The sequence below is a fragment of the Phenylobacterium sp. J367 genome (assembly GCF_024699985.1).
GTDB lineage: Bacteria > Pseudomonadota > Alphaproteobacteria > Caulobacterales > Caulobacteraceae > Phenylobacterium.
This window is the reverse complement of sequence record NZ_JAJONA010000001.1, coordinates 4,482,532-4,506,995: the sequence shown is the minus strand read 5'-3', so window position 1 is coordinate 4,506,995 and position 24,464 is coordinate 4,482,532. Positions and strand designations below refer to the sequence as shown.

19 protein-coding genes and 1 pseudogene are annotated in these 24,464 nt (G+C 70.5%); 11 read left to right on the top strand and 9 right to left on the bottom strand.

Annotation, left to right across the window (positions count from 1 at the left end):
- The first annotated feature begins 12 nt into the window (after window positions 1-12).
- From LRS04_RS23970 to LRS04_RS23960, 3 genes are all read left to right on the top strand, one after another.
- On the top strand, window positions 13-984 hold the full coding sequence (locus LRS04_RS23970; protein ID WP_257818576.1) for a FecR domain-containing protein: 972 nt from the start codon (window positions 13-15) through the stop codon (window positions 982-984).
- A gap of 366 nt (window positions 985-1,350) precedes the next feature.
- Window positions 1,351-3,420, top strand: coding sequence for a TonB-dependent receptor (locus LRS04_RS23965; protein WP_257818575.1), 2,070 nt, complete (start codon window positions 1,351-1,353; stop codon window positions 3,418-3,420).
- Window positions 3,421-3,868: 448 nt separating this feature from the next.
- Complete coding sequence (locus LRS04_RS23960) at window positions 3,869-5,479, top strand: pectate lyase (RefSeq protein ID WP_257818573.1); 1,611 nt, start codon at window positions 3,869-3,871, stop codon at window positions 5,477-5,479.
- A 152-nt stretch (window positions 5,480-5,631) separates the two neighbouring features.
- Here the strand turns inward: LRS04_RS23960 and LRS04_RS23955 are convergent, their stop codons facing one another.
- Both LRS04_RS23955 and LRS04_RS23950 read right to left on the bottom strand, forming a co-directional pair.
- Complete coding sequence (locus LRS04_RS23955) at window positions 5,632-6,324, bottom strand: TonB-dependent receptor domain-containing protein (protein WP_257818572.1); 693 nt, start codon at window positions 6,322-6,324, stop codon at window positions 5,632-5,634.
- The gene (locus tag LRS04_RS23950) at window positions 6,222-8,597 is read right to left on the bottom strand and encodes a TonB-dependent receptor (protein WP_257818570.1); all 2,376 of its coding nucleotides are present in this window, start codon (window positions 8,595-8,597) and stop codon (window positions 6,222-6,224) included. The genes LRS04_RS23955 and LRS04_RS23950 overlap by 103 nt, the downstream gene beginning before the upstream one ends.
- Window positions 8,598-8,926: 329 nt before the next feature.
- Between LRS04_RS23950 and LRS04_RS23945 the strand changes: the two genes are divergently transcribed.
- Entirely contained in the window at window positions 8,927-10,336 is a 1,410-nt protein-coding gene (locus tag LRS04_RS23945; protein WP_257818569.1) for an NAD-dependent succinate-semialdehyde dehydrogenase, read from the top strand.
- Window positions 10,337-10,338: 2 nt separating this feature from the next.
- On the opposite strand, the gene LRS04_RS23940 is transcribed toward LRS04_RS23945, so the two are convergent.
- The gene (locus tag LRS04_RS23940; protein WP_257818568.1) at window positions 10,339-10,746 is read right to left on the bottom strand and encodes a YbaN family protein; all 408 of its coding nucleotides are present in this window, start codon (window positions 10,744-10,746) and stop codon (window positions 10,339-10,341) included.
- Window positions 10,747-10,847: 101 nt separating this feature from the next.
- On the opposite strand from LRS04_RS23940, the gene LRS04_RS23935 reads away from it, so the two are divergent.
- Window positions 10,848-12,434, top strand: a complete 1,587-nt coding sequence (locus tag LRS04_RS23935; protein WP_257818567.1) for an SMP-30/gluconolactonase/LRE family protein — start codon at window positions 10,848-10,850, stop codon at window positions 12,432-12,434.
- Here LRS04_RS23935 and LRS04_RS23930 read toward each other — a convergent pair.
- From LRS04_RS23930 to LRS04_RS23915, 4 genes and pseudogenes are all read right to left on the bottom strand, one after another.
- A complete protein-coding gene (locus LRS04_RS23930; protein ID WP_257818565.1) occupies window positions 12,421-12,963 on the bottom strand; it encodes an aldo/keto reductase in 543 nt (180 codons plus the stop codon). The two genes, LRS04_RS23935 and LRS04_RS23930, sit on opposite strands and share 14 nt — an antisense overlap.
- Window positions 12,964-13,045: 82 nt before the next feature.
- Window positions 13,046-13,261, bottom strand: a pseudogene (locus LRS04_RS28510) (aldo/keto reductase); the annotation flags it as partial.
- Window positions 13,262-13,954: 693 nt separating this feature from the next.
- Complete coding sequence (locus LRS04_RS23920) at window positions 13,955-14,722, bottom strand: SDR family NAD(P)-dependent oxidoreductase (RefSeq protein ID WP_257818563.1); 768 nt, start codon at window positions 14,720-14,722, stop codon at window positions 13,955-13,957.
- Window positions 14,723-14,724: 2 nt separating this feature from the next.
- Window positions 14,725-15,537, bottom strand: coding sequence for an enoyl-CoA hydratase/isomerase family protein (locus LRS04_RS23915; RefSeq protein WP_257818562.1), 813 nt, complete (start codon window positions 15,535-15,537; stop codon window positions 14,725-14,727).
- 179 nt (window positions 15,538-15,716) lie between these two features.
- Here LRS04_RS23915 and LRS04_RS23910 point away from each other — a divergent pair, with 179 nt between their 5' ends.
- From LRS04_RS23910 to LRS04_RS23895, 4 genes are all read left to right on the top strand, one after another.
- Entirely contained in the window at window positions 15,717-16,682 is a 966-nt protein-coding gene (locus tag LRS04_RS23910) for an alpha/beta fold hydrolase (protein ID WP_257818561.1), read from the top strand.
- 2 nt (window positions 16,683-16,684) lie between these two features.
- Entirely contained in the window at window positions 16,685-17,482 is a 798-nt protein-coding gene (locus LRS04_RS23905; protein WP_257818559.1) for an enoyl-CoA hydratase/isomerase family protein, read from the top strand.
- A 142-nt stretch (window positions 17,483-17,624) separates the two neighbouring features.
- A complete protein-coding gene (locus LRS04_RS23900) occupies window positions 17,625-18,260 on the top strand; it encodes a glutathione S-transferase family protein (RefSeq protein WP_257818557.1) in 636 nt (211 codons plus the stop codon).
- Window positions 18,257-19,048, top strand: a complete 792-nt coding sequence (locus tag LRS04_RS23895) for a glutathione S-transferase family protein (protein WP_257818556.1) — start codon at window positions 18,257-18,259, stop codon at window positions 19,046-19,048. Before LRS04_RS23900 ends, LRS04_RS23895 begins: the two co-directional genes overlap by 4 nt.
- 215 nt (window positions 19,049-19,263) lie before the next feature.
- Here the strand turns inward: LRS04_RS23895 and LRS04_RS23890 are convergent, their stop codons facing one another.
- Together LRS04_RS23890 and LRS04_RS23885 are read right to left on the bottom strand one after the other, a co-directional pair.
- Window positions 19,264-20,877, bottom strand: a complete 1,614-nt coding sequence (locus LRS04_RS23890) for a M10 family metallopeptidase (protein ID WP_257818555.1) — start codon at window positions 20,875-20,877, stop codon at window positions 19,264-19,266.
- A gap of 266 nt (window positions 20,878-21,143) precedes the next feature.
- Window positions 21,144-21,539 (bottom strand): cupin domain-containing protein, encoded by a 396-nt coding sequence (locus LRS04_RS23885; RefSeq protein ID WP_257818553.1) that lies wholly within the window; start codon window positions 21,537-21,539, stop codon window positions 21,144-21,146.
- Window positions 21,540-21,717: 178 nt separating this feature from the next.
- Between LRS04_RS23885 and LRS04_RS23880 the strand changes: the two genes are divergently transcribed.
- Both LRS04_RS23880 and LRS04_RS23875 read left to right on the top strand, forming a co-directional pair.
- The gene (locus tag LRS04_RS23880; RefSeq protein ID WP_257818551.1) at window positions 21,718-23,568 is read left to right on the top strand and encodes an AMP-binding protein; all 1,851 of its coding nucleotides are present in this window, start codon (window positions 21,718-21,720) and stop codon (window positions 23,566-23,568) included.
- Window positions 23,569-24,459, top strand: a complete 891-nt coding sequence (locus tag LRS04_RS23875) for a glutathione S-transferase family protein (protein ID WP_257818549.1) — start codon at window positions 23,569-23,571, stop codon at window positions 24,457-24,459.
- Window positions 24,460-24,464 lie beyond the last annotated feature (5 nt).

The following is a 24,464-nucleotide window of genomic DNA, read 5'->3' as shown; positions in this document are numbered from 1 at the left end:
GCAGGCGGTGACATGGTAAGCATTGCAGCGGACAGGGAGCGGTCGACGGCGGAAGCCGGCGCCTGGCTCGCGCGCCTGCAGGGCGCCGACGTGTCCGCCGACGACGGCGTGGCGTTCGAAGCCTGGCTGGCCGAAACCCCCGGCAATTCCGACGCCTACCGTGAAGCCCTGAGCGTCTGGCACGCCTATGACGCCGCCGCTGCCGAGGTGCTGGCCGAGCTGGACGCGCCGCCGGCGCGGACCGTCCGGCCGCAGGCGACCCGGCGCTGGTGGGTGGGGGCGGGGGGCTTCGCCATCGCCGCCGGCCTGGCGGTCGCGATCCTGCCGCCGATGCTCACCCAGACGGCGACCGACGTCTATCAGACCGGCCGTGGCCAGCACCGGAGCGTCAGCCTCGCCGACGGTTCGACGGTGCATCTGAACGCCGAGACCAAGCTCGCGGTGCGCCTCGAGCGCGGCGAGCGCCGGGTGGTGCTCGAGGAGGGCGAGGCGATCTTCCAGGTGGCCCACGACAAGGCCCGCCCGTTCACCGTCGCCGCCGCGGACCATGTGGTGCGCGTGGTCGGCACCCAGTTCGACGTCCGCAGCCGGGACGGCCAGCTCCACGTGACGGTCGCCGAGGGCAAGGTGCAGGTCAGCCCGAGGAAGGCGGCCGGCGCCGCGCCGGTGCTGCTGATCCGGGGCCAGAAGCTCGCTGTCCAGGCCGACGGCGCAACGGAGCTCAGCGCCGTCGACCCGCAGGAGGCGTTCAGCTGGCGCGCCGGCCGGCTCGTCTATCGCGACACGCCGCTGTCGGTGGTCGTGGCCGACCTGAACCGGCAGTTCGAGCAGCAGATCGAGATCGGCGACCCCGAGCTGGGCGCCATTCCGATCACCGGCGTGATCGTCCTCGACGACCCGGGCGCCGTGACGCAGCGTCTTTCCTTGATGCTGCCCGTAAGATCAGTACCTTCCGAGCGGGGTTTGCGCCTTCTGAAGAAGTAGCGCCGAGCGGTAGGGCAGTCGGATTATCTCACGCAGTCGGGAACTTGCCGCCGCGTTGACAAGTGTCGGCGTGGTTATTGGCTTTGCCGCTCCCGCGCAGGCCGCGACGGCCCCTGTCCGCTTCCAGGTGGCGCCGAAGCGCTATTCCGAGGCCCTGCTGGACCTCGCGCTCCAGGCCAACATCACGCTGATCGGCGCCCGCGCCTGCGACGGCGTCTCCACGGGGATCAACGGTTCGTTCCCGCTGGAGGACGCGCTCGACCGCCTGCTCGCCGACGCGCCCTGCACCTGGCGGCTGGTGGCGCCCCGCACCGTCGAGATCGTGCCGCGGCCCAGGGCCCAGGCGGCGGCGCCCCGCCGCCGACCATGCTTTCCGAGCTGGTGGTCACCGCCACCAAGCGGGCGCGCAATCCGCGCGAGCTCGCCGTCGCCGTCTCGGCGGCGTCCGGCGACGCCCTCGAGGACAGCGGCGCCACCGACATCGCCGACGCCGCGCCGCAGCTGGCCGGCGTGCTGGCCACCAACCTCGGCCCCGGGCGCAACAAGCTCCTGCTGCGCGGGCTGTCGGACGGCGCCTTCACCGGCCGGACGCGGTCGACGGTGGTCACCTACCTCGACGACGTGCCGCTCAACTACAATGCCCCCGACCCGGACCTGCGCCTGGTGGACGTGGAGCGGGTGGAGGTGGCGCGCGGACCCCAGGGCGCGCTCTACGGCGCGGGCTCCCTGGCCGGGGTCTATCGCATCGTCTCCCGCCGCCCGGACCTGGATGCGATCCAGGCCGAGGTGCGCGGCACCGTCGCCGACACCAAGGACGGCGATCCCAGCCACGCCATCCAGGGCTACGTCAGCCTCCCGCTCTGGCGCGACACCGCCGGCCTCAGGGTCTCCGGCTACAACGAGGTGCAGGGCGGCCAGCTCGACGACATCAACCTCGGCCGCGACGACGTCGACCGCACCGAGCGCCGCGGCGGCCGGGCGAGCCTGCTGTTCGAGCCGACGGACGCCTTCTCGGTGATGATCGCCGGTGCCGGCCAGCACCTGCGCTCCGACGACACCCACTACACAAACCCCGGCATGGGCCTGAAACGCGCCAACCGGATCGCCGAGCCGCACGTCAACGACATCGCGCTGGGCTCGGCCACCATCAAGGGGTCCTGGCGCGGCTTCGATTTCACCTCGTCGTCGGGCTATGTGCGCCACGCCTACGGCAGCTTCTACGACGCCACCCTGGTGCAGGACACCTACACCGACTTCCGCCAGACCTCGGCCTATTCCGAGCGCACCAAGACCAAGCTGTTCGTCCAGGACATGTTCGTGGTCTACGACGGCCGCAAGTTCGAGTGGCTCTTCGGGGTCTACGGCTCGGCCATGTCGGCGCACTCGCCGACCGAATTCCTGGCGCAGGGCGTGGTCGGCAACCAGCCGGTCGAGGTCATGGTCTATGCCGACGACCGCCGCGACCGGATCCGGGAATACGCGGCCTACGGCGAGCTGACCTACCAGCCGGCGCCCGGCTGGACGCTGGCGCTCGGCGGCCGGGTGTTCACGACGCGCACCCGCACCAGTTCGGACGTGGTCTCCGAACGGTTCGAGCCGCGGAGCCTGGACGCCAAGCAGGATTTCACGGGCGTGTCGCCCAAGGTCTCGCTGCAGTACGAACTGCCGCGCGGCGACCTGATCTACGGCGTGATCTCCGAGGGCCACCGCGCGGGCGGCTTCAATTCCGGGGGCGCGGAGCCGATCCGCCCGGCGGTGCTGGCCGTCTACGACCCCGACCGCCTGCGCCACTTCGAAGTGGGGGCCAAGCTGACCTTCGGCGAAGGCCGGCTCGGGCTGAATTCGGCCGTCTTCTTCGACGACTGGCGCAACATCCAGACCGACCAGTTCCGCTTCGACTCGGTCGGCATCCCCTTCACCACCAACGCCGGCAGCGCGCGGATCCTCGGGCTGGAGGGCGAGCTGGCCTATCGCTGGACCCCGAACCTGCTCATCCAGGCCAATGCGCGGGTGGCCCGGACCCGCACCTACGACCCCAACCTCGACGCCTACCAGGAGCTGGGGGAGGGCCTGCCGGGCGCCCCCGGCGTTCTCCGGCGCGGGGATGATCAGCTACGAGAAGCCCATCGCCGGCGACTGGCTGCTGCGCCTCACCGGCGAGACCGCCTATGTCGGCCGCTCCCGGCTCGAATGGCCCGCCACCAGCAACCAGAAGATGGGCGGCTATGCCCGCACCCGGCTGCTGGCCGAGCTGTCGCACCGGAATTTCGGCGTCCAGGCCTTCGTGACCAATCCGACGAACGCCTATGGCGACACCTTCGCCTTCGGCAACCCGTTCAATCCGAACCAGACGCGCCAGGTCACGCCGCAGCGGCCGCGGACCTTCGGCATGACGTTCTTCGCGACCTACTGAAAATTTTTCTCGCCCCGACCTAGGGGGGCGTCGTGCGGGCGCCGTCTTGGCCTCGATCCCGGCCTACTGGAGAGATCGGTATCCGGACCCCGCCTTGACCACGGGGCCCGAAAAAATCGAAGCGACGCGGCTCGAGCCCAAACGTCGCTGCGCTTCGGACGAGCGCGGTCCCCGGGAGGAGAGCCCGGGGGCCGCGCCTTGCCGTCTGGTGCGGCGCTATGGCCGAGTTGGCCGAATGGCTTGGCAGTGCTACCTTTCACATGTTGATCAACGGCTGGCTCGAGCCGGTTTGACGCCTCAATGCGTCGATGACGGTCAATCCGCGTCGGTTCTCCAGTCGCCGCCGCGGGATACTGCCCCGGTTCGAGGACGTCACACCTCGGCCGGGGCCTCTCGTTTCCCGAAACCTCTATCCAGCCTCCGCAGAGCTTCTGCGCTTGCACGCTCTGACACCGGTGTCAGAATGCGCGCATGAGTGCTCCGCCGACCCGTCGCGCCGCGCTGCTGGCCGGCGTCGCCGCCCTTTCCGCCGCCGGCCGCCCCGCCTTGGCGCAGGCGGCGCCCGACCGCGGGCAGGTGCTGGCCGCCATGCGGCGCGCGACCCGCTTCATGACCGACAAGGTCGCCTACAGGGGCGGCTATGTGTGGAGCTATCTGCCGGATTTCTCGCGCCGCTGGGGCGAGCTGGAGGCCAGGCCGACCATGGTCTGGGTCCAGCCGCCGGGCACGGCGACCATGGGCCACCTCTACCTCGACGCCTTCCACGCCACGGGCGAGGCCCAGTTCTACGAGGCCGCCGAGCAGGTCGCCGGCGCCCTGATCCACGGCCAGCATCCCTCGGGCGGCTGGAACTACCTGATCGACTTCGGCGGCGAGGCCTCGATCCGGGACTGGTACGAGACCTACGGCCGCAACGCCTGGCGGATGGAGGAATTCCACCACGACCTGGGCAACGCGACCTTCGACGACGCCGGGACCTCCGAGGCCATGCAGTTCCTGCTGCGCCTCTACCTCGAGAAGCGCGACGCGAAGTACCGGCCGGCCGTCGACAAGGCGATCCGGTACGTCCTGGAAAGCCAGCACCCGGTCGGCGGCTGGCCGCAGCGCTGGCCGCACGCCGACCACGGCCCGGCGTACACGCGCTTCATCACCTTCAACGACGACGTGGCCGGCGAGAACCTGAAGTTCCTGATCATGGTCTACCAGACGCTCGGCGACCGCCGGGTGCTGGACCCGATCCAGCGGGCCATGACCTGCTTCCTGGTCACGCAGCAGGGCCAGCCGCAGCCGGCCTGGGGCCTGCAGCACACCCTGGACCTCAAGCCCGCCGCCGCCCGCACCTACGAGCCGCTCGCGTTCGCCACCCACACCACGGCGAACAACCTCGACCAGCTCATGAACTTCTACCAGCTCACCGGCGAGCGGAAGTTCCTGGCCCGCGTGGGCGAGGGGCTGGACTGGCTGGACAAGGTGAAGCTGCAGACGCCGCGGCCCGACGGGCGGACGCACCCCACCTTCATCGAGATCGGCACGGACCGGCCGCTCTATGTCCACCGCACGGGCTCGAACGTCGTCAACGGCCGCTACTTCGCCGACTACAGGGACCAGAAGCTGCTCGGCCACTACGGCGCCTACCGCCGGATCAATGTGGCGAAGATGCGCGCCAGGCTCGCGAAGCTGCTGGCCATGAGCCCGGAGAAGGCGGCGAAGGATCTGCCGCTGCTCTCGACGCGGCCGATCACGCTCCCGAGGTTCTTCGCCAACCAGGACATCTCGACGTCGGACCTGAACGCCGTCCGCGCACCGCCGGTCGAGGACAAGGGCGCGGCCGCGGCCCGGATCCTCGCCGAGCTGAACGCCGAGGGCTGGTGGCCGTCGAAGCTCGCCGCGCTCAGCAATCCCTACCGGGGCCCGGGGCCGAAGACGCCGACGCCCGGGGACTATGCCTCGACCCACGTCGGCGACGCCTGGGACACCTCGCCCTATCCGGTGAAGGACGGGCCCGTGGGCATCTCCATCGCCCACTACATCGGCGCCATGAGCACGCTCATCGCCTATCTGGAGCAGACGAAGGCTAGCTGACCGAGCCTAGGCCAGCCGGCTCGGCCCGCGCGCGGGGCGCGGCCAGCAGCGCGGCCCCCGTGGATGCGAGAAGGCGGCGGCGGTCGAGCATCGGAAACGCCGCCATGGCCCCGCCGGCGCCGCGACAGGGCGCCGGACGGGAGCGCGAGGCGTCAGAAGGTGTAGCGGACGCCGAAGTAATACTGCCGGCCGGTGTGGTGATAGACCGAGGTGCTTTCGCGCGCGCCGTCGCCCACCCACTGATGGTTCACCTCGTCGGTCAGGTTGAGCCCTTCGAACGTCAGGGTGACGTTGTCGCGGATCTTTAAGGACGCGGCCGCGTCGACGTTCAGGGTCTCCTGCTTGCCCTCGACGAAGTTGCCGTTTCGGCCCGGGACGTTCTGCAGATAGCCGTCGCGGTAGGCGGCCGACACCCGGGCGCTGAAGCGGGCGTCCTCATAGTAGAGGGTCGCGTTGTAGGCGGTCGGCGACAGGTTGATCAGGTCGTCGGTGACGAAGGCGGTGCAGAGCGCATTGTTGCAGTAGTCGATCTCGGACTTCACCCGGGTGTAGTTCAGCAGGACGCCGAGGTTCTGGAGCGGCCCGGGCAGGAAGGTCAGCGGCTGCTGGTAGCTCAGCTCGAAGCCGGTAAGCGGCCCGCCGTCGGTGTTGAGCGCCTGGGTGAGCTGGAAGACCGTGCTCGGCGAGCAGGCGTTCTGCGGCAGGCAGAAGCCCGGCGCGAAGGCCGACGGATTGAGTTCCGTCAGCTCGCTGTACGGCAGGTCCTGCCGGACGATCTGGATGTAGGTGTCGATGTTCTTGCGGAAGAACGCCGCCGACAGCAGGCCCCCGGCTGGAAGTACCACTCGATGCTGAGGTCGTAGGTATCCGCGCGGAACGGCTCCAGCTCGACATTGCCGATGCTGGCCGTGAAGTTCGGACCGGTCGCGTTCAGCGACGTCGTGGGGACGAGATAGTTGGTGCCGGCCAGGCTGTTGCCGATCTGCGGCCGCGCCATGACCTTCGCCGCGCCGAACCGCACGATCAGCTCGTCGGTCACGGACAGGGCGAGGTTCAGCGAGGGCAGGGTGTCGGTGTAGTCATGGGAGCCCTGCACCAGCGTGCCGCCGCCGGTCGAGGAATAGCCTTCGGCGTAGATGTCGGTCTTCGCCTGACGGATGCCGGCGTTGCCCCGCAGCGCCATGCCGGCGACGTCGAGCCGGAAGTCTGCCTGGGCATAGTAGGCGAGGTCGTCCTCTTCGATCAGGCGGTTGCCGGCCCGCGCATTGCCGTTGGTGATGCTGGCCAGGCGGAAGTCGCCGCCGGGCACGCCGGTGTTGCAGTTGCAGTAGATGTCGAAGGTGGACGCCAGGGCGTCCAGGTCCGGCACGACCCAGGAGGTCGCGTTGCCCGACGGCATGCCGAGCCCGGACCCGAAGCCCGTGAGCACCGTCGAGATGTTGGCGATGGTCACGCCGGCGGGCAGGGCGGGCACCACCGTCTCGTCCGCGCGCCGCGCCTCGAAGGTCCGGGACGCGTAGCTCTTGTAGTTGACCCCGAACTTGAACGTGAATGTCTCGTTGAAATCCCACTCGAAATCGACCTGCGCCGCATCGAACTGCGTGCGGGCGAAGTTCGGCCGAAGCCGGATCTCGGAGCGGGGCAGGGCGGTCAGGGCCGTCCCCAGACTGGCGTCGCGCCATTGCCAGTTGGCCGAGTTGGCCACGTCGAAGCCGTAGCCGATGAGCGGCGTGTTCGGCTCGTCACGGAAGTCCCAGGTGTAGTTCTGGGTGTTCTGCCGATCGAAGGTGACGGTGGTCTGCACCGGGTTCTCGAAGTCGGAGATCGCCCGCCCCATGAAGGCGCGTCCGCGGAAGCTGTCGTTGAACGCGTGCTCGACGGTGAAGGTCGTCTGGGTGAACTCGGTGGACAGCTCGTCGAACCGCTGCTCCGAGCGCACGTCGACGTTGTTGAACAGGCCATAGGCCAGCTCGCCGGCGCTGTTCACCTCGGTCGCCACCGGCACGATCTGCGGCTTGCCGCCGGCGGCGGCGTTGCGGCTGAAGGACAGCGACTCCAGGAAGTTCTCCTGCCGGGTGGCGTCCAGCTTCGAATAGAGGACGTCCAGGCTGACGGTCGTCGCATCGGTGGGGCGGAACTGGACTGCGCCGGTGAAGCCCAGGCGCTCCTGGTCATGGACGAGCCGCCCGTAGCGCGGCAGGCGCGGGTGGAACACGTTGGCCGAATTGACCGCGTTGTAGGCGGCCACGCCGGCCGGCGTGTTGGCCGGCCGCGCCACGCCGGTCGCGCAGGTCGTCGCCCCCGCGCCGTTGCCGCTGGCCGGATTGAGCGGCGTCACGCCCTGCGGGCTGCAGAAGCCGTTGTTGTCGGTTCCGCGCTCCCAGCGGACCGACGAGAAGCCCTCCTCGAACAGGTTGCGCTCGCTGTAGGCCACCGAGGCGAGAACGCCGAGCCGGCCATCCAGGAAGGTGTCGCTGATCAGGAACGCCGCCCGCGGGTCCCAGGTCTCCGAGAGATCGTTGTAGCCGTACTGGGCGGAGGCGGCGGCGGTGAAGCCGTTGTAGTCGAAGGGACGGCTCGTCCGCAGGTCGATGGTGGCGCCCAGCGACCCTTCCTCCGTCTCGGCCGCCGCGGTCTTGCGGACCGTGATGCTGTTGAAGAGCTCGGACGCGAACACGTTGAAGTCGAAGCCGCGGCCGCGGTTGGCTCCGCCGGAGCTGTCGCTCCCGCCGGTCGTGGCCTGCGCCTCCATGCCGTTGATGCGGGTGCGCGTGAAGTCGGAGCCCAGGCCGCGCACGGTGAGCGAGCGGCCTTCGCCGGCGTCACGGTCGATCGACACGCCCGGGATCCGCTGGATCGATTCCGCGAGGTTCAGGTCCGGGAAGTCGGCGATGTCCTCGGCCTTGATCGTGTCGACGATCGAGGTCTCCTCGCGCTTGGCCTCGATGGCGCTGGCGAGCGCCCCCCGGAAGCCCGTGACCACGACCTCTTCGACCTCCCCCGCGGCCCGCCCCTGCGCGGCCTGCGCGGGGTGGGCGCCGCCCAGCGACAGGGCAAGCGCGGCGATGGACGCGCCGCAGACGAGCCTGCGCTGGCGAGATCCGGCGATGAGCTTCATTTCGTTTCCCTCCGTGGCCGGGCTAACCCCGGTCCTGCGCATCCCGCGCTTGGTTCTGCTACCGGTGTCAATTTCTCCCCCGAGGGCCTGACACCGGTGTCACTGGAGCCTAGACAAGCGTTTGCGAAAATCAAGCGCACGGTGAAGGCGTGCCGCCGAACGCTGTTCGCGAGGCGGCCGGCTGCGGCCCGCCGGCCACACTTCGTTGCGCGCTGACGCCGGTTCTGACGCGGCCGTCGAAAGAGGGCGCGCCGAGTTCTTGCGATCCGGGCGGTTGGATGCCCGCGCCGGCGGCCCTAGGTAAGCGCTGTCCCGTCGAGGAGATCGCCATGGCCGAGCCCGTCCGCTTCCAGGTCGTCAATCCCGCCACCGGCCAGCCGGGCCGGACCTACGAGGGGATCTCCGGCGACGAGGCCCTGGCCATCGCCCGCAAGGCCCGGGTGCGGTTCGAGACCTGGCGGCGGACCTCCTTCGCGGAGCGGGCGGAGCACATGCGCGCCGCCGCCGCGGTGCTCCGCCGCCGGGCGGACGAGTTCGCCGAGCTGATGACCGAGGAGATGGGCAAGACACTGGCGGACGGCCGGGCCGAGGTCGAGAAGTGCGCGGTCGGCTGCGACCACTTCGCCGAACACGCCAAGCGCTTCCTCGCCGACCAGCCGGTCGACATGGGCGGGCCGAAGGCCAAGGTCGTTTACCGGCCGCTGGGGACCATCCTGGCCGTCATGCCCTGGAATTTCCCGTTCTGGCAGGCCTTTCGCTTCGCCGCCCCGACCATCATGGCCGGCAACACCGCGGTCCTGAAGCACGCCTCCAACGTGCCGGGCTCGGCGCTCGCCATCGAGGAGGTGTTCCGCGAGGCCGGCTTTCCCGACGACGTGTTCCGCACCGTCCTGGTCCCCAGCCGCGACGTGAAGGCCCTGATCGAGGACCCGGCGATCGCCGCGGTCAGCCTGACCGGCAGCGTGCCGGCCGGCAAGGCCGTCGCCGCCCAGGCGGGCGCGGTCCTCAAGAAGTGCGTCCTCGAGCTGGGCGGCAGCGACGCCTATGTGGTCCTCGACGACGTGGACGTGGCCAAGGCCGCCAAGGTCGCCGCCGCCGCCCGGATGGTGAACGCCGGCCAGAGCTGCATCGCCGGCAAGCGGTTCATTGTCCTGGCCTCGGTCCGGGAGGCCTTCGAGCAGGCGATGGCGGCCGAGATGCAGGGGTACGCGATGGGCGATCCCCGCGCCGAGGGGACGAAGCTTGGGCCCCTGCAGGCGGTGAAGGCGCGCGACGACGTGCACGACCAGGTGGTCCGCGCGGTGGCGGCGGGCGCACGCCTGCTGACCGGCGGCGAGATCCCGGACCGTCCGGGCGCCTGGTATCCGCCGACGGTGCTGACCGACGTCGCGCCGGGCAATCCCGCCTTCGACGAGGAGGTGTTCGGGCCCGTGGCGGCGATCGTCGAGGCGCAGGACGAGGCCGAGGCCATCCGGCTGGCCAACACCTCGGAGTTCGGTCTCGGCTCCGGCGTCCTGACCGGCGACGCGGCCCGCGGGGAGCGGATCGCCAGCGACGGACTGGAAGCCGGGATGAGCTTCGTGAACACCAATGTCCGCTCGGACGCCCGCCTGCCGTTCGGCGGCGTGAAGCACTCCGGCTATGGCCGCGAGCTGGCGGCCTTCGGCATCCACGAGTTCGTCAACATCAAGAGCGTGCTGGTGGCGACCGAGACCCTGGCCCACTCGGGGCCGGAATAGGCTCAGGCCGACGGGCGCGTGACCACATAGCTGGCCACCGCGATCAGCAGTGCCCCGACGCCGCCGGCGAGCAGCAGGCTATGCGTGGCGAAGAGGAGCAGCATCCAGCTCGCGGCCATCATGCCGACGGCCAGCACCTTGGCCCGGCGGGGGATGGCGCGGCGCGCCTCCCAGTCGCGGATGTAGGGCCCGAGCCTGGGGTGCGCCCTGACCTTCTCGGCCCACTCCGGGGAGCCCTTGGCGAAGGCCCACACGGCGGCGATCAGGAAGATGGTGGTCGGCAGGAGCGGCAGGAACACGCCGGCCGTGGCCAACCCCACACAGACGATGCCCAGCGTCCGCCAGGCCAGCACGGCCGCGCGGCCGGGCCGGCTCAGCTCGGGCGGGGTATCGGGCGGATCAACGCTCACGGCCGCATCTGCCCAGATCGTCCGGTCCGCCGCAAGGCGAGGGCTTGCAGCCCGGCGAGCGCGGCGGGAAGCTGCCCGCAACAGAACGCGGGAGGGGACAGATGGGACGTTTGGCGTGGGCGTGCGCCGTTGTGGCGCTGTGGACCGGGGCGGCCGTAGCCCAGGCGTACAAGGTGGAGACCCTGGTTCCGGGCTCGGCCTTCCACGGTGTGCACGGCATCCGGTTCAGCCCGGCGGGCGAACTCTGGGCCGGCAGCGTGGCGGGCCAGAGCCTCTACGCCGTCGATCCCGCCACCGGGAAGGTTCGGCTGGTCGAGGGCCCGCCCAAGGGCATGGCCGACGACATCGCCTTCGGCCCTGGCGGCCAAGTCGTCTGGACGGCGATCTCCGAGGGCGTGGTCTACAGCCGAAAGGGCGAGGGCCCGGTCGAGGCGATCGCGAGCATCCCCAGCATCAACGCCATCGCCTTCAGCCGCGACGGCAAGCGCCTGTTCGCCTCCCAGGTGTTCGGCGGCGACGACCTCTGGGAGCTCGATCCGACAGGTCGGAAGCCGCCGCGGAAGATCCGCGAGAAGATGAACGGCTTCAACAGCTTCTGGCCGGGACCTGACGGCTGGCTCTATGGGCCGGTGTGGTTCAGGGGGCAGGTCGCCAAGGTCCATCCCGACACCGGCGAGATGGTCGTGATCTCCGAGGGGCTGAAGACCCCGGCCTCTGTGAAGTTCGACTCCAAGGACCGGCTCTACGTCATCGATACCGCCACCGGCGAACTGCTGCGGGCCGACCTGAAGACCGGGGCGCGGACGCGGGTCGCGCAGCTTTCCACGTCCCTCGACAACTTCGCCATCGACTCCCGCGACCGGATCTTCGTTTCCAACATGGCCGACAACGGCATCCAGGAGGTCGATCCCGCGACGGGCGCGGTCCGCCAGGTCATCAAGGGCGCGCTGGCCTTTCCGGCCGACCTGGCGGTCCGGGTCGAGAACGGCCGCGAGGTGCTGCACGTGGCCGACGTCTTCGCCTACCGGACGGTGGACGCCGCGACCGGCCAGGTCCGCGACGTGGCCCGCGTCCACGCGCTTGGGACCCACCTGGAGTATCCGACCGGCGCGACCGCCGCCGGCGACGAGGTGATCCTGGCGAGCTCGGCGTCGGGGACCGTGCAGGTCTTCAAGGGCGGCAAGGACCCGGCGATGATCGTGCGCGAGCTCGCGGCGCCGACCGATGCGCTGCGCCTGCCCGACGGCAGCCTGCTGGTCGCCGAGGTCGCGGCCGGCCGGCTCAGCATTATCGACGAGGGCAAGCGCACCCTGACCGAGGGCCTGATGGCGCCGGTCAGCCTGGCGCTCGGCCCGCCCGGCCAGGTCTGGCTGGTGGAGGCGGCGGGCGTGCTCTCCCGCGTCGATCTCGCCACGGGCGCGAAGACGCCGGTCGCCACCGGGCTCCGCCTGCCGAAGGCGGTCGCGGTCGGGCCGGATGGCGGCCTCTATGTCCTGGAGATGGGCGCAAGGCAGGTGGTGCGGGTCGATCCCGCGACCGGCGCCAAGACGGTCCTGGCGACGAACCTGCCGGTGGGCCTGGTCACCCAGCCCATCCCGCTGGCCGGCGGTATCGCGGTGGGTCCGTCCGGGACGATCTATGTCAGCTCGGACGTGGAGAACTCGATCCTGAAGCTCACGCCGCCCTGACCGCCTCGACGATCCGCGCCCGCTGCGCCGCGTCGGGCAGGGGGCCGCGGGCGGCGCCCAGGTTGTCGACGATGTGGCGCGGATTGCGGGTGCCCGGGATGGCGCAGGTCACCGCCGGGTGGGCGATGACGTACTTCAGCAGGATCTGCGCCCAGCTCGTGCAGCCGAGCTCGGCCGCCCAGCCGGGCAGGGGTAGCCGCCGGACGCGGCTGAACACGTCCCCGCCGGCGAAGGGCCGGTTGACGATCACCGCCATGCCCCGCTCCTGCGCCAGCGGCAGGATCCGCTGTTCGGCGCCGCGCTCGGCGACGGAAGCGTTGATCTGGATGAAGTCGAGGGTGTGCCTGCGCATGGCCGCCTCGAGCGCCGGATAGGCGCTCTCGGTGTAGTGGGTAGCGCCCACGTAGCGGACGCGGCCGCTCGCCTTCCAGTCGGCGAGCGTCGCCAGATGGGTGTCGAGGTCGATGAGGTTGTGGACCTGCATCAGGTCCATGACCTGCGTCCGCATCTTCGCGAAGGACGCCTCCATCTGGGCGATCCCGGCCTCGCGGCCGCTGGTCCAGACCTTTGGTGGCCAGGAACAGCTTCGGCCGGACGGCGAGGCCCTCCACGATCTCGCCGACCACGCCCTCGGCCGGGCCGTACATGGGCGAGGAATCGATGACCTTGCCGCCGCTCTGGACGAAGGCGGCGATCCCCTCGCGGGCCTGGTCCCAGTCCGGGCCGCGCCCGATGTCGAACGCCTGCCAGGTGCCGAGGCCGACCACGGGGAGGGTCTCGCCCGAGGACGGGATCTTGCGGGTCAGGATAGGGCCGGGGTCGGGCATGGCCGTCTCCTTGGGCGTCTGGGCTTTCGCGGCGGGCGGCTGGGCCGGCGCGGGATCGGGCGAGCAGCCGCTCGCCACCGCGGCGGCGGCGACCAGCATCTCGCGACGTGTGAACGGCATGAGGGATCTCCGTTTCCGGCCGCCCTCACGTCGCCACGTTTGCCGGGGTATCACAACGCGGTTTCTGCAGGAGGTCCCAGCTTTGCGAGTTCTTCTGGCCGGCGCGCTCGCGCTGACCGTCGCCGCCCCCGTGGCGACGCCCGCCGCCGCCGATCCGGCCACCGACGCGGGCTCGGCCATGCGGGCCTGCCTGGACGCGGTGATCGACAGCGCGCCGGTGGATTCCGTCAAGGCGGGCGCCGTCGAGATCGACCGGCAGAAGGACCCGAATTCCTGCACCGTCCTGGTCTCCGACGGCGAGCCGGCCACCGTGCGCGACGCCGTGCTGAAGGCCGTCGCCGAGCGCCCGGAGCGCTTCAGTCCCGCCAGGACCCGCTGGGACGCCGGCCAGTTCGCGACCCGCGAGACCTGGTGCAACCTGCCCGCCCGGCGGCACCTGAACGTCGTCGTCTCCACCGGCATGCCGGGCCGTCCGCTGAAGCTGATCGCCACGGCCCTCGAGGCCAAGGACCGCGACACGCGCTGCGACCGCGACGAGGGCGTGCAGAAGCCGGTGCTGGCGCCGACGACCCCCTAGGCGTTGCGCGCCATCAGCCCGCCGTCCACCGGGATCACCGCGCCGGTGATGTAGCTGGCGGCCGGCAGGCAGAGGCTGAGCGTCATGTGCGCCACCTCCTCGGGCTCGCCGTAGCGGCGGAGCGCGGTGCGCCGGTTCGCGAACGTCCGGCGGTCCTCCTCCGAGAGCCCCTGGGTCATGCCGGTGAGGATCGGGCCCGGGCAGATGCAGTTGACCGTGATCCCCTCCTTGCCGAGCTCGACGGCCAGCGCGCGGGTGAGGCCGGTGACCGCCGCCTTGGCCGCCGCATAGGGGCTGTCGCGGGCCGTGGCGCCGAGCGCCTCGGTCGAAGCGATATTGACGATCCGCGGGCTTGCCGAAGCGCGCAGGTGGGGCAGGGCGGCCCGGACCAGCCGCTGGTGCGCCGTGATCAGGATCGCGAACGCCCGGTCCCAGACCTGGTCGTAGGCGGGGCTGTCGATGGCCGCGAAGGCCGAGATGCCGGCGTTGTTGATCAGGATGTCCAGGCCGCCGAACCGGGCGACCACCGCCTGGGTGACCGTCTCGATGGCGTCGGGATCGGCGACGTCCAGCGCCCAGGCCTCGGCCGAGCCGCCCTCCGCCTGGATCGCCTCGGCCACCTCCCGGCAGGCGTCGGCGGAGACATCGGTGACGGCGACATTGGCGCCCTCGCGGGCGAACAGCTCGGCGGTGGCGCGGCCCATGCCCGATGCGGCGCCGGTGACGAGGACGGTCAGGCCCTTCACGGAGCGGGACAGCGGCATGGTCAGCGGCCCTCGAACACGGGTTCGCGCTTCTCCAGGAAGCTCGCGACCCCTTCGCGGTGGTCGTGGGTCTGCATCAGCAGGCGGATCTTCTCGATGGCCCAGGCCCCGATCTCGCGCGGGTCGCCGTAGGCGTATTTCGTGAGCCCCGCCTTCAGGTGGCGGACGGCGAGCGGCGGATTGGCGGCGATCTTCCCCGCCAGGGTCCGCGCATGGTCCATCAGCCCGGCGTGCGGCGTCACCTCGGAGACCAGCCCGATGCGCAGCGCCTCGGCCGCGTCGAACACCTCGCCGGTGAACAGCAGCTCGGCGGCCTTGGCGGGCCCGACGATGGCCGGTAGGCGGTAGAAGCCGCCCACGTCGCAGACCAGGCCGCGCTTGACGAACAGTTCGCCGAACCTCGCCCTCTCCGACGCGATGCGGATGTCGGCGAAGAGGGCCAGCTCCATGCCCCAGCCGACCGCCGCGCCGTTGACCGCCGCGATCACCGGCTTGTCGCATTCCAGCGCCGCGATCGCCGCCGGCGTGGCGGTGTAGGTCACCGGCGTCGGCGCCTTCGAGACCGGCTTCGGCCCGGCCATGATCTCGGCCACGTCGTCGCCGGAGCAGAAGGCGGGATCGGCCCCGGTGACGATCACGCAGCGCACCTCCGGGTCGGCGGCGGCCAGGCGGAAGCCCTGCTCCAGCTCGTCATAGGCCCGGTAGCTGAGCGCATTGCGCCGCTCCGGCCGGTTCAGGGTGATCGTCGCCACATGGTCCGCGAGGTCCACGAGCATGGCCTCGAACCCGGCCGCCTTCTCCACGATGGAGACCATCCGTCTCCTCCCTCTTTTCCGGGACGATGCGCGCCGGGCTCCGGAGGGGTCAACGATGCCGTGGGGTCAGGCTTGCCACCTTTGGCGGCTGGGAGAAGCATGGCCCGGGCGCGGTCCGCGAAAGTGGCCTCCGGTTTTGCGATCAGGCCGCGCTCCAAGTGAAGCAGGGAGGAGACGCGATGGCCGAATTCCGCACCGTCGACGCCGGGGAGGCGCGCATCCGCTGCGCGGTCGAGGGGGAGGGCCCCCTGGTCCTGCTCGTCCACGGCTTCCCGGAGAGCTGGTTCTCCTGGCGCCACCAGCTCTCGCCCATCGCCGAGGCGGGCTTCACCGCCTGCGCCATCGACGTCCGCGGTTACGGCGGCTCGGACAAGCCGAAGACCGTCGAGGCCTATGCCATGGAGCATCTGACGGCCGACGTGGCCGGCGTGGCGAAGGCGCTCCAGCCGGATGCGCCGGCGATCCTGGTCGGCCACGACTGGGGCGCGCCGATCGTCTGGAACACGGCGCTGTCCCGGCCCGAGGCGATCTCGGCGGTGGCGGGGCTCGCGGTGCCGTTCACCGGCGTCCCGGCTCGCCCCTTCACCGAGATCTTCACCGAGCATTTCACCAGCAAGAACCGCTTCTTCTACCAGGCCTGGTTCCAGAAGGTCGGGCCGCCGGAGGCGGAGGCGGAGCGCGACGTCCGCGACTTCCTGCGCAAGTTCTACTTCGCCATCTCCGGCGACGCGCCGGACGGCGCCTGGCCGCAGAAGACGGCGGACGCGACCCTGCTCGAGGGCATGATCGACCCCGCCGACTTCCCCGCCTGGCTGACCGAGAACGAGCTCGACTACTACGTGGCCGAGTTCCGCGAGAGCGGCTTCTTCGGTCCGATCAGCCGCTACCGGAACCACGAGCGCGACTTCGAATGGCTGCAGGCCTTCAGGGGCCGCACGCTCGACATGCCGACCCTGCTGATCGGCGGCGACCGCGACCCGGCCTTCAACGGCTTCGGGGCCATCCCCGACCCCGGGGCTCTGATGCGCCAGCACGCCACCGACCTGCGCGAGGTCCACGTCCTGCCGGGCTGCGGCCACTGGACCCAGCAGGAGCGGCCCGAAGAGGTCAACGCGATCCTCATCCCCTGGCTGAAAGGGCTCTGACCATGGCCGACCTGGAACTCCGGCAGGACGGCGACGTGGTCTGGGCGACCCTGAACCGTCCGGACCGGCTGAACGCGCTCTCCCGCAACCTCGTGGAGGAGCTGCGCGCCTTCTTCGTGGACCTCTACTGGCGCCGCGACGTGCGGGTGGTGGTGCTGCAGGGGGCGGGCGACAACTTCTGCGCCGGCCTCGACCTCAAGGAGCGGGCCGAGCCGCAGGGGTCGCGCTCCATCGGCGCCGGGCTGACCGCCCAGCGCCGGATCAGCGAGATCGTCATCGCCATGCGCCGCTGCCCGCAGCCGATCGTGGCCTGCGTGGACGGGCCGGCGGCCGGCGGCGGCTTCGCGCTCGCGCTGGCCTCGGACGTGCGGATCGCCACGCCCCGCACGCGCATGAACGCCGCCTTCATCCGCATCGGGCTGTCGGCCTGCGACATCGGGGTCAGCTACTTCCTGCCGCGCATGGTGGGGAGCTCGGTGGCCGCCGAATACATGCTGACCGGCCGGTTCATCACCGCCGAGCGGGCCCGCGAGCTCGGCCTGGTCAGCCAGATCGTCGCCAAGGAGGAGCTGGAGGACGTCGCCCGCGGCTTCGTGGACGACATGCTGCACGCGACCCCGCTGGGCCTCAGGCTCACCAAGGAAGCGCTCAACCACGCCATCGACGCGGGCGGGCTCGAGGCCGCCATCGCCATGGAGGACCGCAACCAGATCCTGGCCAGCGCCGACGGCGACTTCGGCGAGGGCGTCCGCGCCTTCCTGGAGAAGCGCCGGCCGAACTACACCAGCCGGGAGGGGTAGGTGGCGCTCCGCCTGGCCTCATCCTCGCCCCTCCCCCTTGCGGGGAGGGGTTGGGGTGGGGGTGACACACCTCCATACGCCCCGTTCGCACCCCCCACCCAACCCTCCCCCGCAAGGGGGAGGGCTTCTGGAGTCCTGCGTCATGATCGAACTCTGGCACTGCGCCGACGCGCGCTCCTTCCGGCCGCTCTGGGCGCTGGAGGAACTCGGGCTCGAATACACCCTGCACCAGATGCCGTTCCCGCCCAGGGCCCGGCAGCCGGACTACCTGGAGGTCAATCCGCTCGGCACCATCCCGGCGCTGCAGGACGGCGAGACCTTCATGACCGAGAGCGCGGCCATCGTGCAGTACCTGGTCACCCGCCATGGTCCGAGCGATCTGGCCGTCCCGGTGCAGGACCCCGCCTACGGCGGCTGGCTGAACTGGCTGCATTTCGGGGAGGCGACGCTGACCTTCCCGCAGACCCTGGTGCTCCGCTACACGACCTTCGAGAAGGGCCGCGCGGATGCGGCCGCGGAGGACTACGCCCGCTGGTTCCTGAGCCGGCTACGCCACGTCGACCGGGCGATGGAGGAGGGCGAGTGGCTCTGCGCCGGGCGCTTCACGGCGGCAGACATTTCCGTGGGTTACGCGCTGCTTCTCGCCAGCCACCTGAAGCTGTCCGACCACTTCACCCCGGCCGTGGCGGCCTACTGGCAGCGGCTGAAGGCCCGGCCCGGCTTCCAGGCCGCCAAGCGGGCGCAGAGGATCGAGCTCGCCGAGGTGCTCTCCACATGATCACCCTCTACGACCACCCGCTGTCGCCCTATGCCCAGAAGGTGAAGATCGCGCTGCGCGAGAAGGGCCTGGCGTTCGAGGCGCCGCTGCCGGGCGGCCTGGGGGCCGGCGGCGCGGCCGGCGAATTCGTCGAGACCAACCCGCGCGCCGAGGTCCCGGCCCTGGTGGACGGCGACGTCCGCGTCTTCGATAGCACCATCATCCTGGAATACCTGGACGACGCCTATCCGGAGCCGGCCATGCTCCCGGCGACCGCCGCCGAGCGGGCGCGGGTGCGGATGCTCGAGGAGGTGATGGACACCCACTTCGAGGCGATCAACTGGGGGCTCTCCGAGATCCGCTGGTTCCGCCGGGCGGAGGGGTCGAAGGCCGACGCGCTCACGGCGGCGGCCAGGCGCCAGACCGACGGCTTCTACGCCTGGCTCGAAAGGCAGCTCGGCGACCGGAGCTGGTTCAACGGCGAGAGCTTCGGGTGGGGCGACCTCTCGGTCGTCCCCTACCTCAACGGCTCGACGGGGCACGGCCATCCGCCGCCGGAGGGCTCGAAACTCGCGGCCTGGCTGGCGCGGGCGAATGCACGTCCCTCCGTGGCCGCCGGCGTCGCCGACATCGCGAAGCTCAACGCCGGCGCGGCGATGCCCGACGTGGCGAAGCTCGTGGAGCAGGGGCTCTTCAAGCGGGAGTACCGCGACCACCGCCTCGAATGGATGATCAAGTCCGGCGGCCTGGATGTGGTCGTGCAGGGCCTGGAGCGCGACAACATCCGCTTCGCCCCGGATTTCGGCTAGCCCAAGCGTGTCATTCCGGTTTCGCCTCAGGCGAAGACCGGGACCCAGTAAGCATGGAAAGCGCCGGCAGGGGTGGGGCGCCGCCGCCATGCGCAGCCAGAGCGCCGCGTCTACGGGGGGCCGATCTTCGGCTGCGCCCCAACCAGCATGACAGCGAACAGGGAGCCGCTGCCGCGCCGCCTGGCCTGTTCGCCCTCCAGCCGAGCGCAGACCTGTCAGGCTCCGAACAGCCAGTCGCCGGTCAGCGACGAGAGCTGCACCCCGACCAGGATCACCTGGCCGCCGCCGACAGGCATGCTGATCACCACGTCGGCGCCCACCTGCGCCACCGAGTAGGTCGTGCCGGCCAGCAGGTTCACCCGGTCGCCCTCGGCGCGGCTGAAGTCCAGCACCCGGTCGATGCCGGCGTCGCCGTGGCTGTGGAAGATGTCGGCGCCCAGGCCGCCGGTGAGGGTGTCGTTGCCGCGGTCGCCGGCCAGCCAGTCGTCGCCGGCGTCGCCCTTGACCACGTCGTTGCCCTGGCCGCCGCGCACGATGTCGGCCTCGGCCCCGCCCTCGCAGGTGTCGTCGCCGAGGTTCCCATAGACGATGTCCGCCCCGGCCTCGCCGAAGAGGGCATCGTTGTCCTTGCCGCCGACCACCCAGTCGTCACCGTCGCCGCCCCAGGCGCGGTCGTCGCCCATGTTGCCGTTGATGTCGTCGAAGGCCGCCCCGCCGGTCAGGCTGTCGTTCCCCTCGTCGCCGCGCAGGTAGTCCTGGCCCGCCCCGCCCGAAATCGAGTCGTTGCCCTGGCGGCCTTGCAGGGTATTGGCTGCGGTGTTGCCGACCAGCGTATCGCCCCCCGCGCCGCCGATCGCGTTCTCGATCAGCGTGCTGGGCGCAATGGCGACGTTGTTGCTCCAGGTGTAGGTGTCCGACGCGTTGAACAGGTTCTGCAGCGAGTTCAAATACTGCGCCCCATAAACCCCGGCCCAGTAGGACGCCTGGGCCGCGCCCGACCAGTAGCCGATGCTCGAGAACTCGCCCGGCGTCAGGTCGACGACGGAGCCGCGCGTAAAGTCGGAAAGATCGAAGGTATCGATGCCGCCGGCATCGAAGATCGTCTCCATGATCGCTGCACTCTGCGACCAGCGGTAGGTCGAGTCGCCCGCGGCGGTGCCGGAATCCCAGTCGTACTTGATCTGGATGGCCATCACGTCCAGCAGCATCGGCGTCGTCGGCATCACGCGCGCGCCGACCTGCTGTAGGCCTCCCGTCGTCGGGGTGACAGTCTTCAGGACCGAGTCTTGGAAGGTCTGATACGACATCACCGTGTAGCGCTGGTTGTCGTAGGCGGCGGGCAGCTGGGTCGCGCCCTCGAACGGGTGCTTCAGCCCCAGGGCATGGCCGATCTCGTGCAGCAGGACCACGAACTCGTCGCCGCCGACGTTGAACACCTCGCCGCGCATTCGCTCGTCCAGCCACACGTCGCCGGGCTTCCCGGCCGACACCCCGTAGCCGGGCGCGCCATACGCGAACGCGCCTGAGCTGGCGCCCGCGCCGTAGTTCTGAATGTTCGTGAAGGCGACCCGGATGTCCCCTGGCGTCGCGTCGGACACCTCCGGCAGCCGCACGCCGATCAGGCGGTCCCAGGCGGCGATGGCGGCGCGGAAGGCCTGCGCCTGGCCGGCGTTCAAGACCGCGAAGTTGATGTCGGATTGCTCGCCGTTCGTCGGGTACCCGGACCAGTAACTCACCGCGCCCGGGATGCTGAAGGTGACCTGCGAGGTGAACCACGCCTCGGGGTTCGACAGCGCCCCCATGATCTGTGCGTAGGATGGTGTGGGCATGCTGGCTCTCCCATGACCGCTCACACACGCTGACGTCGAAACTGTCGCTACGCTGTCCCGCTATTTGAGTACCAGGCCCGGCGCGCGTGACGGGCGTCACGCCGCGGAATTTGAGCAGGCCGCATGGGATCGCCTAAGTCCAGCGACCGAAGGTTGCGAGCCCGGCGCAAGCGCCGAAGAGCGTCAGGTGAGAGGTGGCGCCGAGATCCGGGCTAGGCGCCCCCATGGCGCCCGCCAAAGGCGCTCGCTGCCTTCATCGGGAAGCGCTACTCCGTCGTCTTGCCGTCGAAGTGCTCTTCCTTCTCGTCGGCTTCCTGCTTCGTCTTGCGGACCACGCCGTCGCGGTGCTCGGGCGGGCCGTAGATGGTGTAGAGGCGCAGGGGCGCATCGCCCGTGTTGACGATGTTGTGCTTGGCGCCCTGGGGCACGATCACCGCGTCGTCGTCGGAGATGTCGGTGGGCTTGTCGTCGATGAAGACGCGGCCCTTGCCTTCCTCGACGCGGAAGAACTGATCGCGGTCGTCATGGACCTCCGATCCGATCTCCTCGCCCGGCTGGAGCGTCATCAGCACGAGCTGCAGGTTGTGGCCGGTGTAGAGCACCCGGCGGAAGTCGTCGTTCTCGACGGTCAGCCGCTCGATGTTGTCGACGAAGCCTTTCATTCGCGTCCTCTGGTCATGTGGGAGCTTGCAGGTGGTGGCCCCTGCGGCCTGCCGCAACGATGATCCCCGTCAAATCGATCCACTGACGTGGCGGCAGCTTACGTCGCGGCGCGCTTGCGGGGCGCAGGCAAACGCCTAGGTTTCCTTCGAGAAGCCCGGATACACGGGGAGGAAATCCATGAGCGTGGCCGACGACGTCCAGCCGGTGGTGAGCGCCGAGCTCCCGCCCTTCAAGCCGTTGCCGCAGAAGGCGCCGGACGTGACCGTCGAGACGCGCGCCGACGGCAGCTACATCATCCGCTCGAACCACCCGCCCGGCGAGGGCCCGCACTCCATCGCCCACCTGCTGGCCGAGCGCGCCGCCGAGCATCCGGACCGGCCCTACATCCTCCAGCGTGCGCCCGGCCACGGCCCCTGGCAGGGCGTCACCTACGGCGAGGCCAAGCGCGCCGCCGACGGCATCGCCCAGTGGCTCCTGGCCCGTGGCCTCACGGGCGCCGACAGCGTCATGGTGCTCTCGGCCAATTCGGTGGAGCACGCCCTCGTCATGCTGGGCTGCTACACGGCGGGCGTGCCGATCGCCCCGATCAGCCCGGCCTACAGCCTGATCTCCTCGGACCACGCGAAGCTGAAGCACTGCTTCGCCACCGTCCGGCCCAAGGCGGTGTTCGTGCAGAACTCCGACATGTTCGCCCGCGCCATCGAGACACTGAAGGCGGTCGACCCGGACCTGTTCTTCATCAGCGTCGATGGCGGCAATGACACGATCCCGCTTTCCGAACTGACCGCCACCGAGCCCACCGACGCCGTCGAGGCGGCCAAGGCGAAGCTGACCCACGCCACGGTCGCCAAGTACCTCTTCACCTCCGGGTCGACCGGGATGCCCAAGGGCGTCCCACAGACCCACGGCATGTTCGCGGGCGTCATCGCCGGCCAGGAGGGGCTACGCGCAGAGGAGCCCGAGCCGGATCTGGTGCCTCAGGCGCTCGACTGGATGCCCTGGAGCCATATCTCGGCCGGCAACATCGCCTTCAACGGCGCGCTGTGGAGCGGCAGCACCCTGCACCTCGACGAGGGCAAGCCGATCCCGGGGATGTTCGAGACGACGATCAGGAACCTCTACGAGGTCTCGCCGATCGTCTTCGGCTCCGCGCCGGTCGCGTTCGGCATGCTGGCCGAGGCCATGGAGCGCGATCCCGAGCTGCGCCGCAGCTTCTTCAGGAACCTGCGCTACATGGGCTACGGCGGGGCCACGCTCTCCAACGACATCTACGAACGCCTGCAGGCCCTGGCCATCGAGGAGACCGGCCACCGCATCCCGCTCGTCACCATGTATGGCGCGACCGAGACGCAGGGGATCACCGTCGTCCACTGGATCACCGAGCGGGTCGGGCTGATCGGCCTGCCGCTGCCGGGCATCACCCTCAAGCTCGTGCCGAACGGCTCGAAGCTGGAGGTCCGGGTGAAGGGGCCGACGGTCACAAGCGGCTACCACAACGATCCCGAGAAGACCGCCGCCGCCTTCGACGAGGAGGGCTTCTACAAGCTGGGCGACGCCTGCCGCTTCCTCGACGCCGACGACCCGAGCCAGGGCCTGGTGTTCGACGGCCGGGTGACCGAGGACTTCAAGCTGGACTCCGGCACCTGGGTCTCGGTCGGCACGCTCAGGCCGGACCTCGTGGCGGCCTGCTCCCCCTATGTCTTCGACATGGTCATCACCGGCCAGGACAAGCCGTTCGCCGGCGCGCTGATCTGGCCGTCGCCGGCCGGAATGGCGACGCTCGGCGAGGATCCGCTGCCGAAGCTCGTCGCCGCCCTGAAGGAGCGGATCGCGGCGTTCAACGCCACGGCGGGCGGCTCGTCCCGCCGCATCGGCCGCTTCGTCATCATGACCGAGCCCCCGTCCATCGACGCGGGCGAGATCACCGACAAGGGCTATGTGAACCAGCGCGCCACCCTGGAGCGCCGCCACGCCCTGGTGGAGGGCCTCTACGCCAACCCGCCGGGCCCCGGCGTGGTGGTCGTCTAGATGGCCGAACTGATCCTCCACCACTACGACACCTCGCCCTTCTCGGAGAAGGTGCGGGCGATGCTGGGGATCAAGGGCCTGGCCTGGCGCTCGGTGATCCAGCCGGTGATCATGCCGAAGCCCGAGCTGACCCCGCTGACCGGCGGCTACCGGCGCATCCCGGTGCTGCAGGTCGGCGCCGACGTCTACTGCGACAGCCAGGTGATCCTGGAGGAGATCGAGCGCCGCCACCCGGAACCGAGGCTGGCCCAGGGCGCCGACTGGGCGGTCAACCTCTTCGCCGACCGGCTGTGGTTCCAGGCCTGCGTGGCGGTGATCTTCGCCCGGCTGGGCGACCAGGTGCCGAAGGAATTCATCGCCGACCGCGAGAAGCTCTCCGGCCGGCCCTTTGACGTGGCCGCCATGAAGGCCGCCGAGCCCTTCGCCCGGGCCCAGTGGCGGGCCTACGCCGCCTGGGCCGACGAGGCGCTGGCGACGTCGCCCTACCTCGGCGGCGAGCGGCCCTCGCTCGCCGACGCCGTCCTCTGGATGCCGGTCTGGTGGGGCGCGGGCGCGATCCCCGACCTGTTGGCCGGCTTCGACCGGCTCGCCGCCTGGGCCGGCCGCATGCGCGCCTTCGGCCACGGCGAGCGGACCGAGATGTCGCCCGCCGAGGCGCTGGATGTCGCGCGCGCCGCGGCGCCGGAACCCGCCACCGTCCACGACGACCCCTCCGGCCTGAAGGCTGGTGACGCCGTGGTCGTCCAGGCCGACGACTACGGGCGTGACCCGATCGCCGGGCGGCTGGTCGGCCTGACGCCGACCCGGGTCACCCTCGCCCGCGACGGCGAGGGGATCGGCCCGATCCATGTGCATTTCCCCCGCGCGGGCTATGTCCTGTCGCGCGCCTAGGAGGT

What these genes read in the sequence shown, in the direction of transcription:
- LRS04_RS23970 (WP_257818576.1), top strand. Translation starts at nt 13, where the DNA reads ATGGTAAGCATTGCAGCGGACAGGGAGCGGTCGACGGCGGAAGCCGGC.
- LRS04_RS23965 (WP_257818575.1), top strand. Translation starts at nt 1,351, where the DNA reads ATGCTTTCCGAGCTGGTGGTCACCGCCACCAAGCGGGCGCGCAATCCG.
- LRS04_RS23960 (WP_257818573.1), top strand. Translation starts at nt 3,869, where the DNA reads ATGAGTGCTCCGCCGACCCGTCGCGCCGCGCTGCTGGCCGGCGTCGCC.
- LRS04_RS23950 (WP_257818570.1), bottom strand. Translation starts at nt 8,597, where the DNA reads ATGAAGCTCATCGCCGGATCTCGCCAGCGCAGGCTCGTCTGCGGCGCG.
- LRS04_RS23945 (WP_257818569.1), top strand. Translation starts at nt 8,927, where the DNA reads ATGGCCGAGCCCGTCCGCTTCCAGGTCGTCAATCCCGCCACCGGCCAG.
- LRS04_RS23935 (WP_257818567.1), top strand. Translation starts at nt 10,848, where the DNA reads ATGGGACGTTTGGCGTGGGCGTGCGCCGTTGTGGCGCTGTGGACCGGG.
- LRS04_RS23930 (WP_257818565.1), bottom strand. Translation starts at nt 12,963, where the DNA reads ATGGAGGCGTCCTTCGCGAAGATGCGGACGCAGGTCATGGACCTGATG.
- LRS04_RS23920 (WP_257818563.1), bottom strand. Translation starts at nt 14,722, where the DNA reads ATGCCGCTGTCCCGCTCCGTGAAGGGCCTGACCGTCCTCGTCACCGGC.
- LRS04_RS23915 (WP_257818562.1), bottom strand. Translation starts at nt 15,537, where the DNA reads ATGGTCTCCATCGTGGAGAAGGCGGCCGGGTTCGAGGCCATGCTCGTG.
- LRS04_RS23910 (WP_257818561.1), top strand. Translation starts at nt 15,717, where the DNA reads ATGGCCGAATTCCGCACCGTCGACGCCGGGGAGGCGCGCATCCGCTGC.
- LRS04_RS23905 (WP_257818559.1), top strand. Translation starts at nt 16,685, where the DNA reads ATGGCCGACCTGGAACTCCGGCAGGACGGCGACGTGGTCTGGGCGACC.
- LRS04_RS23900 (WP_257818557.1), top strand. Translation starts at nt 17,625, where the DNA reads ATGATCGAACTCTGGCACTGCGCCGACGCGCGCTCCTTCCGGCCGCTC.
- LRS04_RS23895 (WP_257818556.1), top strand. Translation starts at nt 18,257, where the DNA reads ATGATCACCCTCTACGACCACCCGCTGTCGCCCTATGCCCAGAAGGTG.
- LRS04_RS23890 (WP_257818555.1), bottom strand. Translation starts at nt 20,877, where the DNA reads ATGCCCACACCATCCTACGCACAGATCATGGGGGCGCTGTCGAACCCC.
- LRS04_RS23885 (WP_257818553.1), bottom strand. Translation starts at nt 21,539, where the DNA reads ATGAAAGGCTTCGTCGACAACATCGAGCGGCTGACCGTCGAGAACGAC.
- LRS04_RS23880 (WP_257818551.1), top strand. Translation starts at nt 21,718, where the DNA reads ATGAGCGTGGCCGACGACGTCCAGCCGGTGGTGAGCGCCGAGCTCCCG.
- LRS04_RS23875 (WP_257818549.1), top strand. Translation starts at nt 23,569, where the DNA reads ATGGCCGAACTGATCCTCCACCACTACGACACCTCGCCCTTCTCGGAG.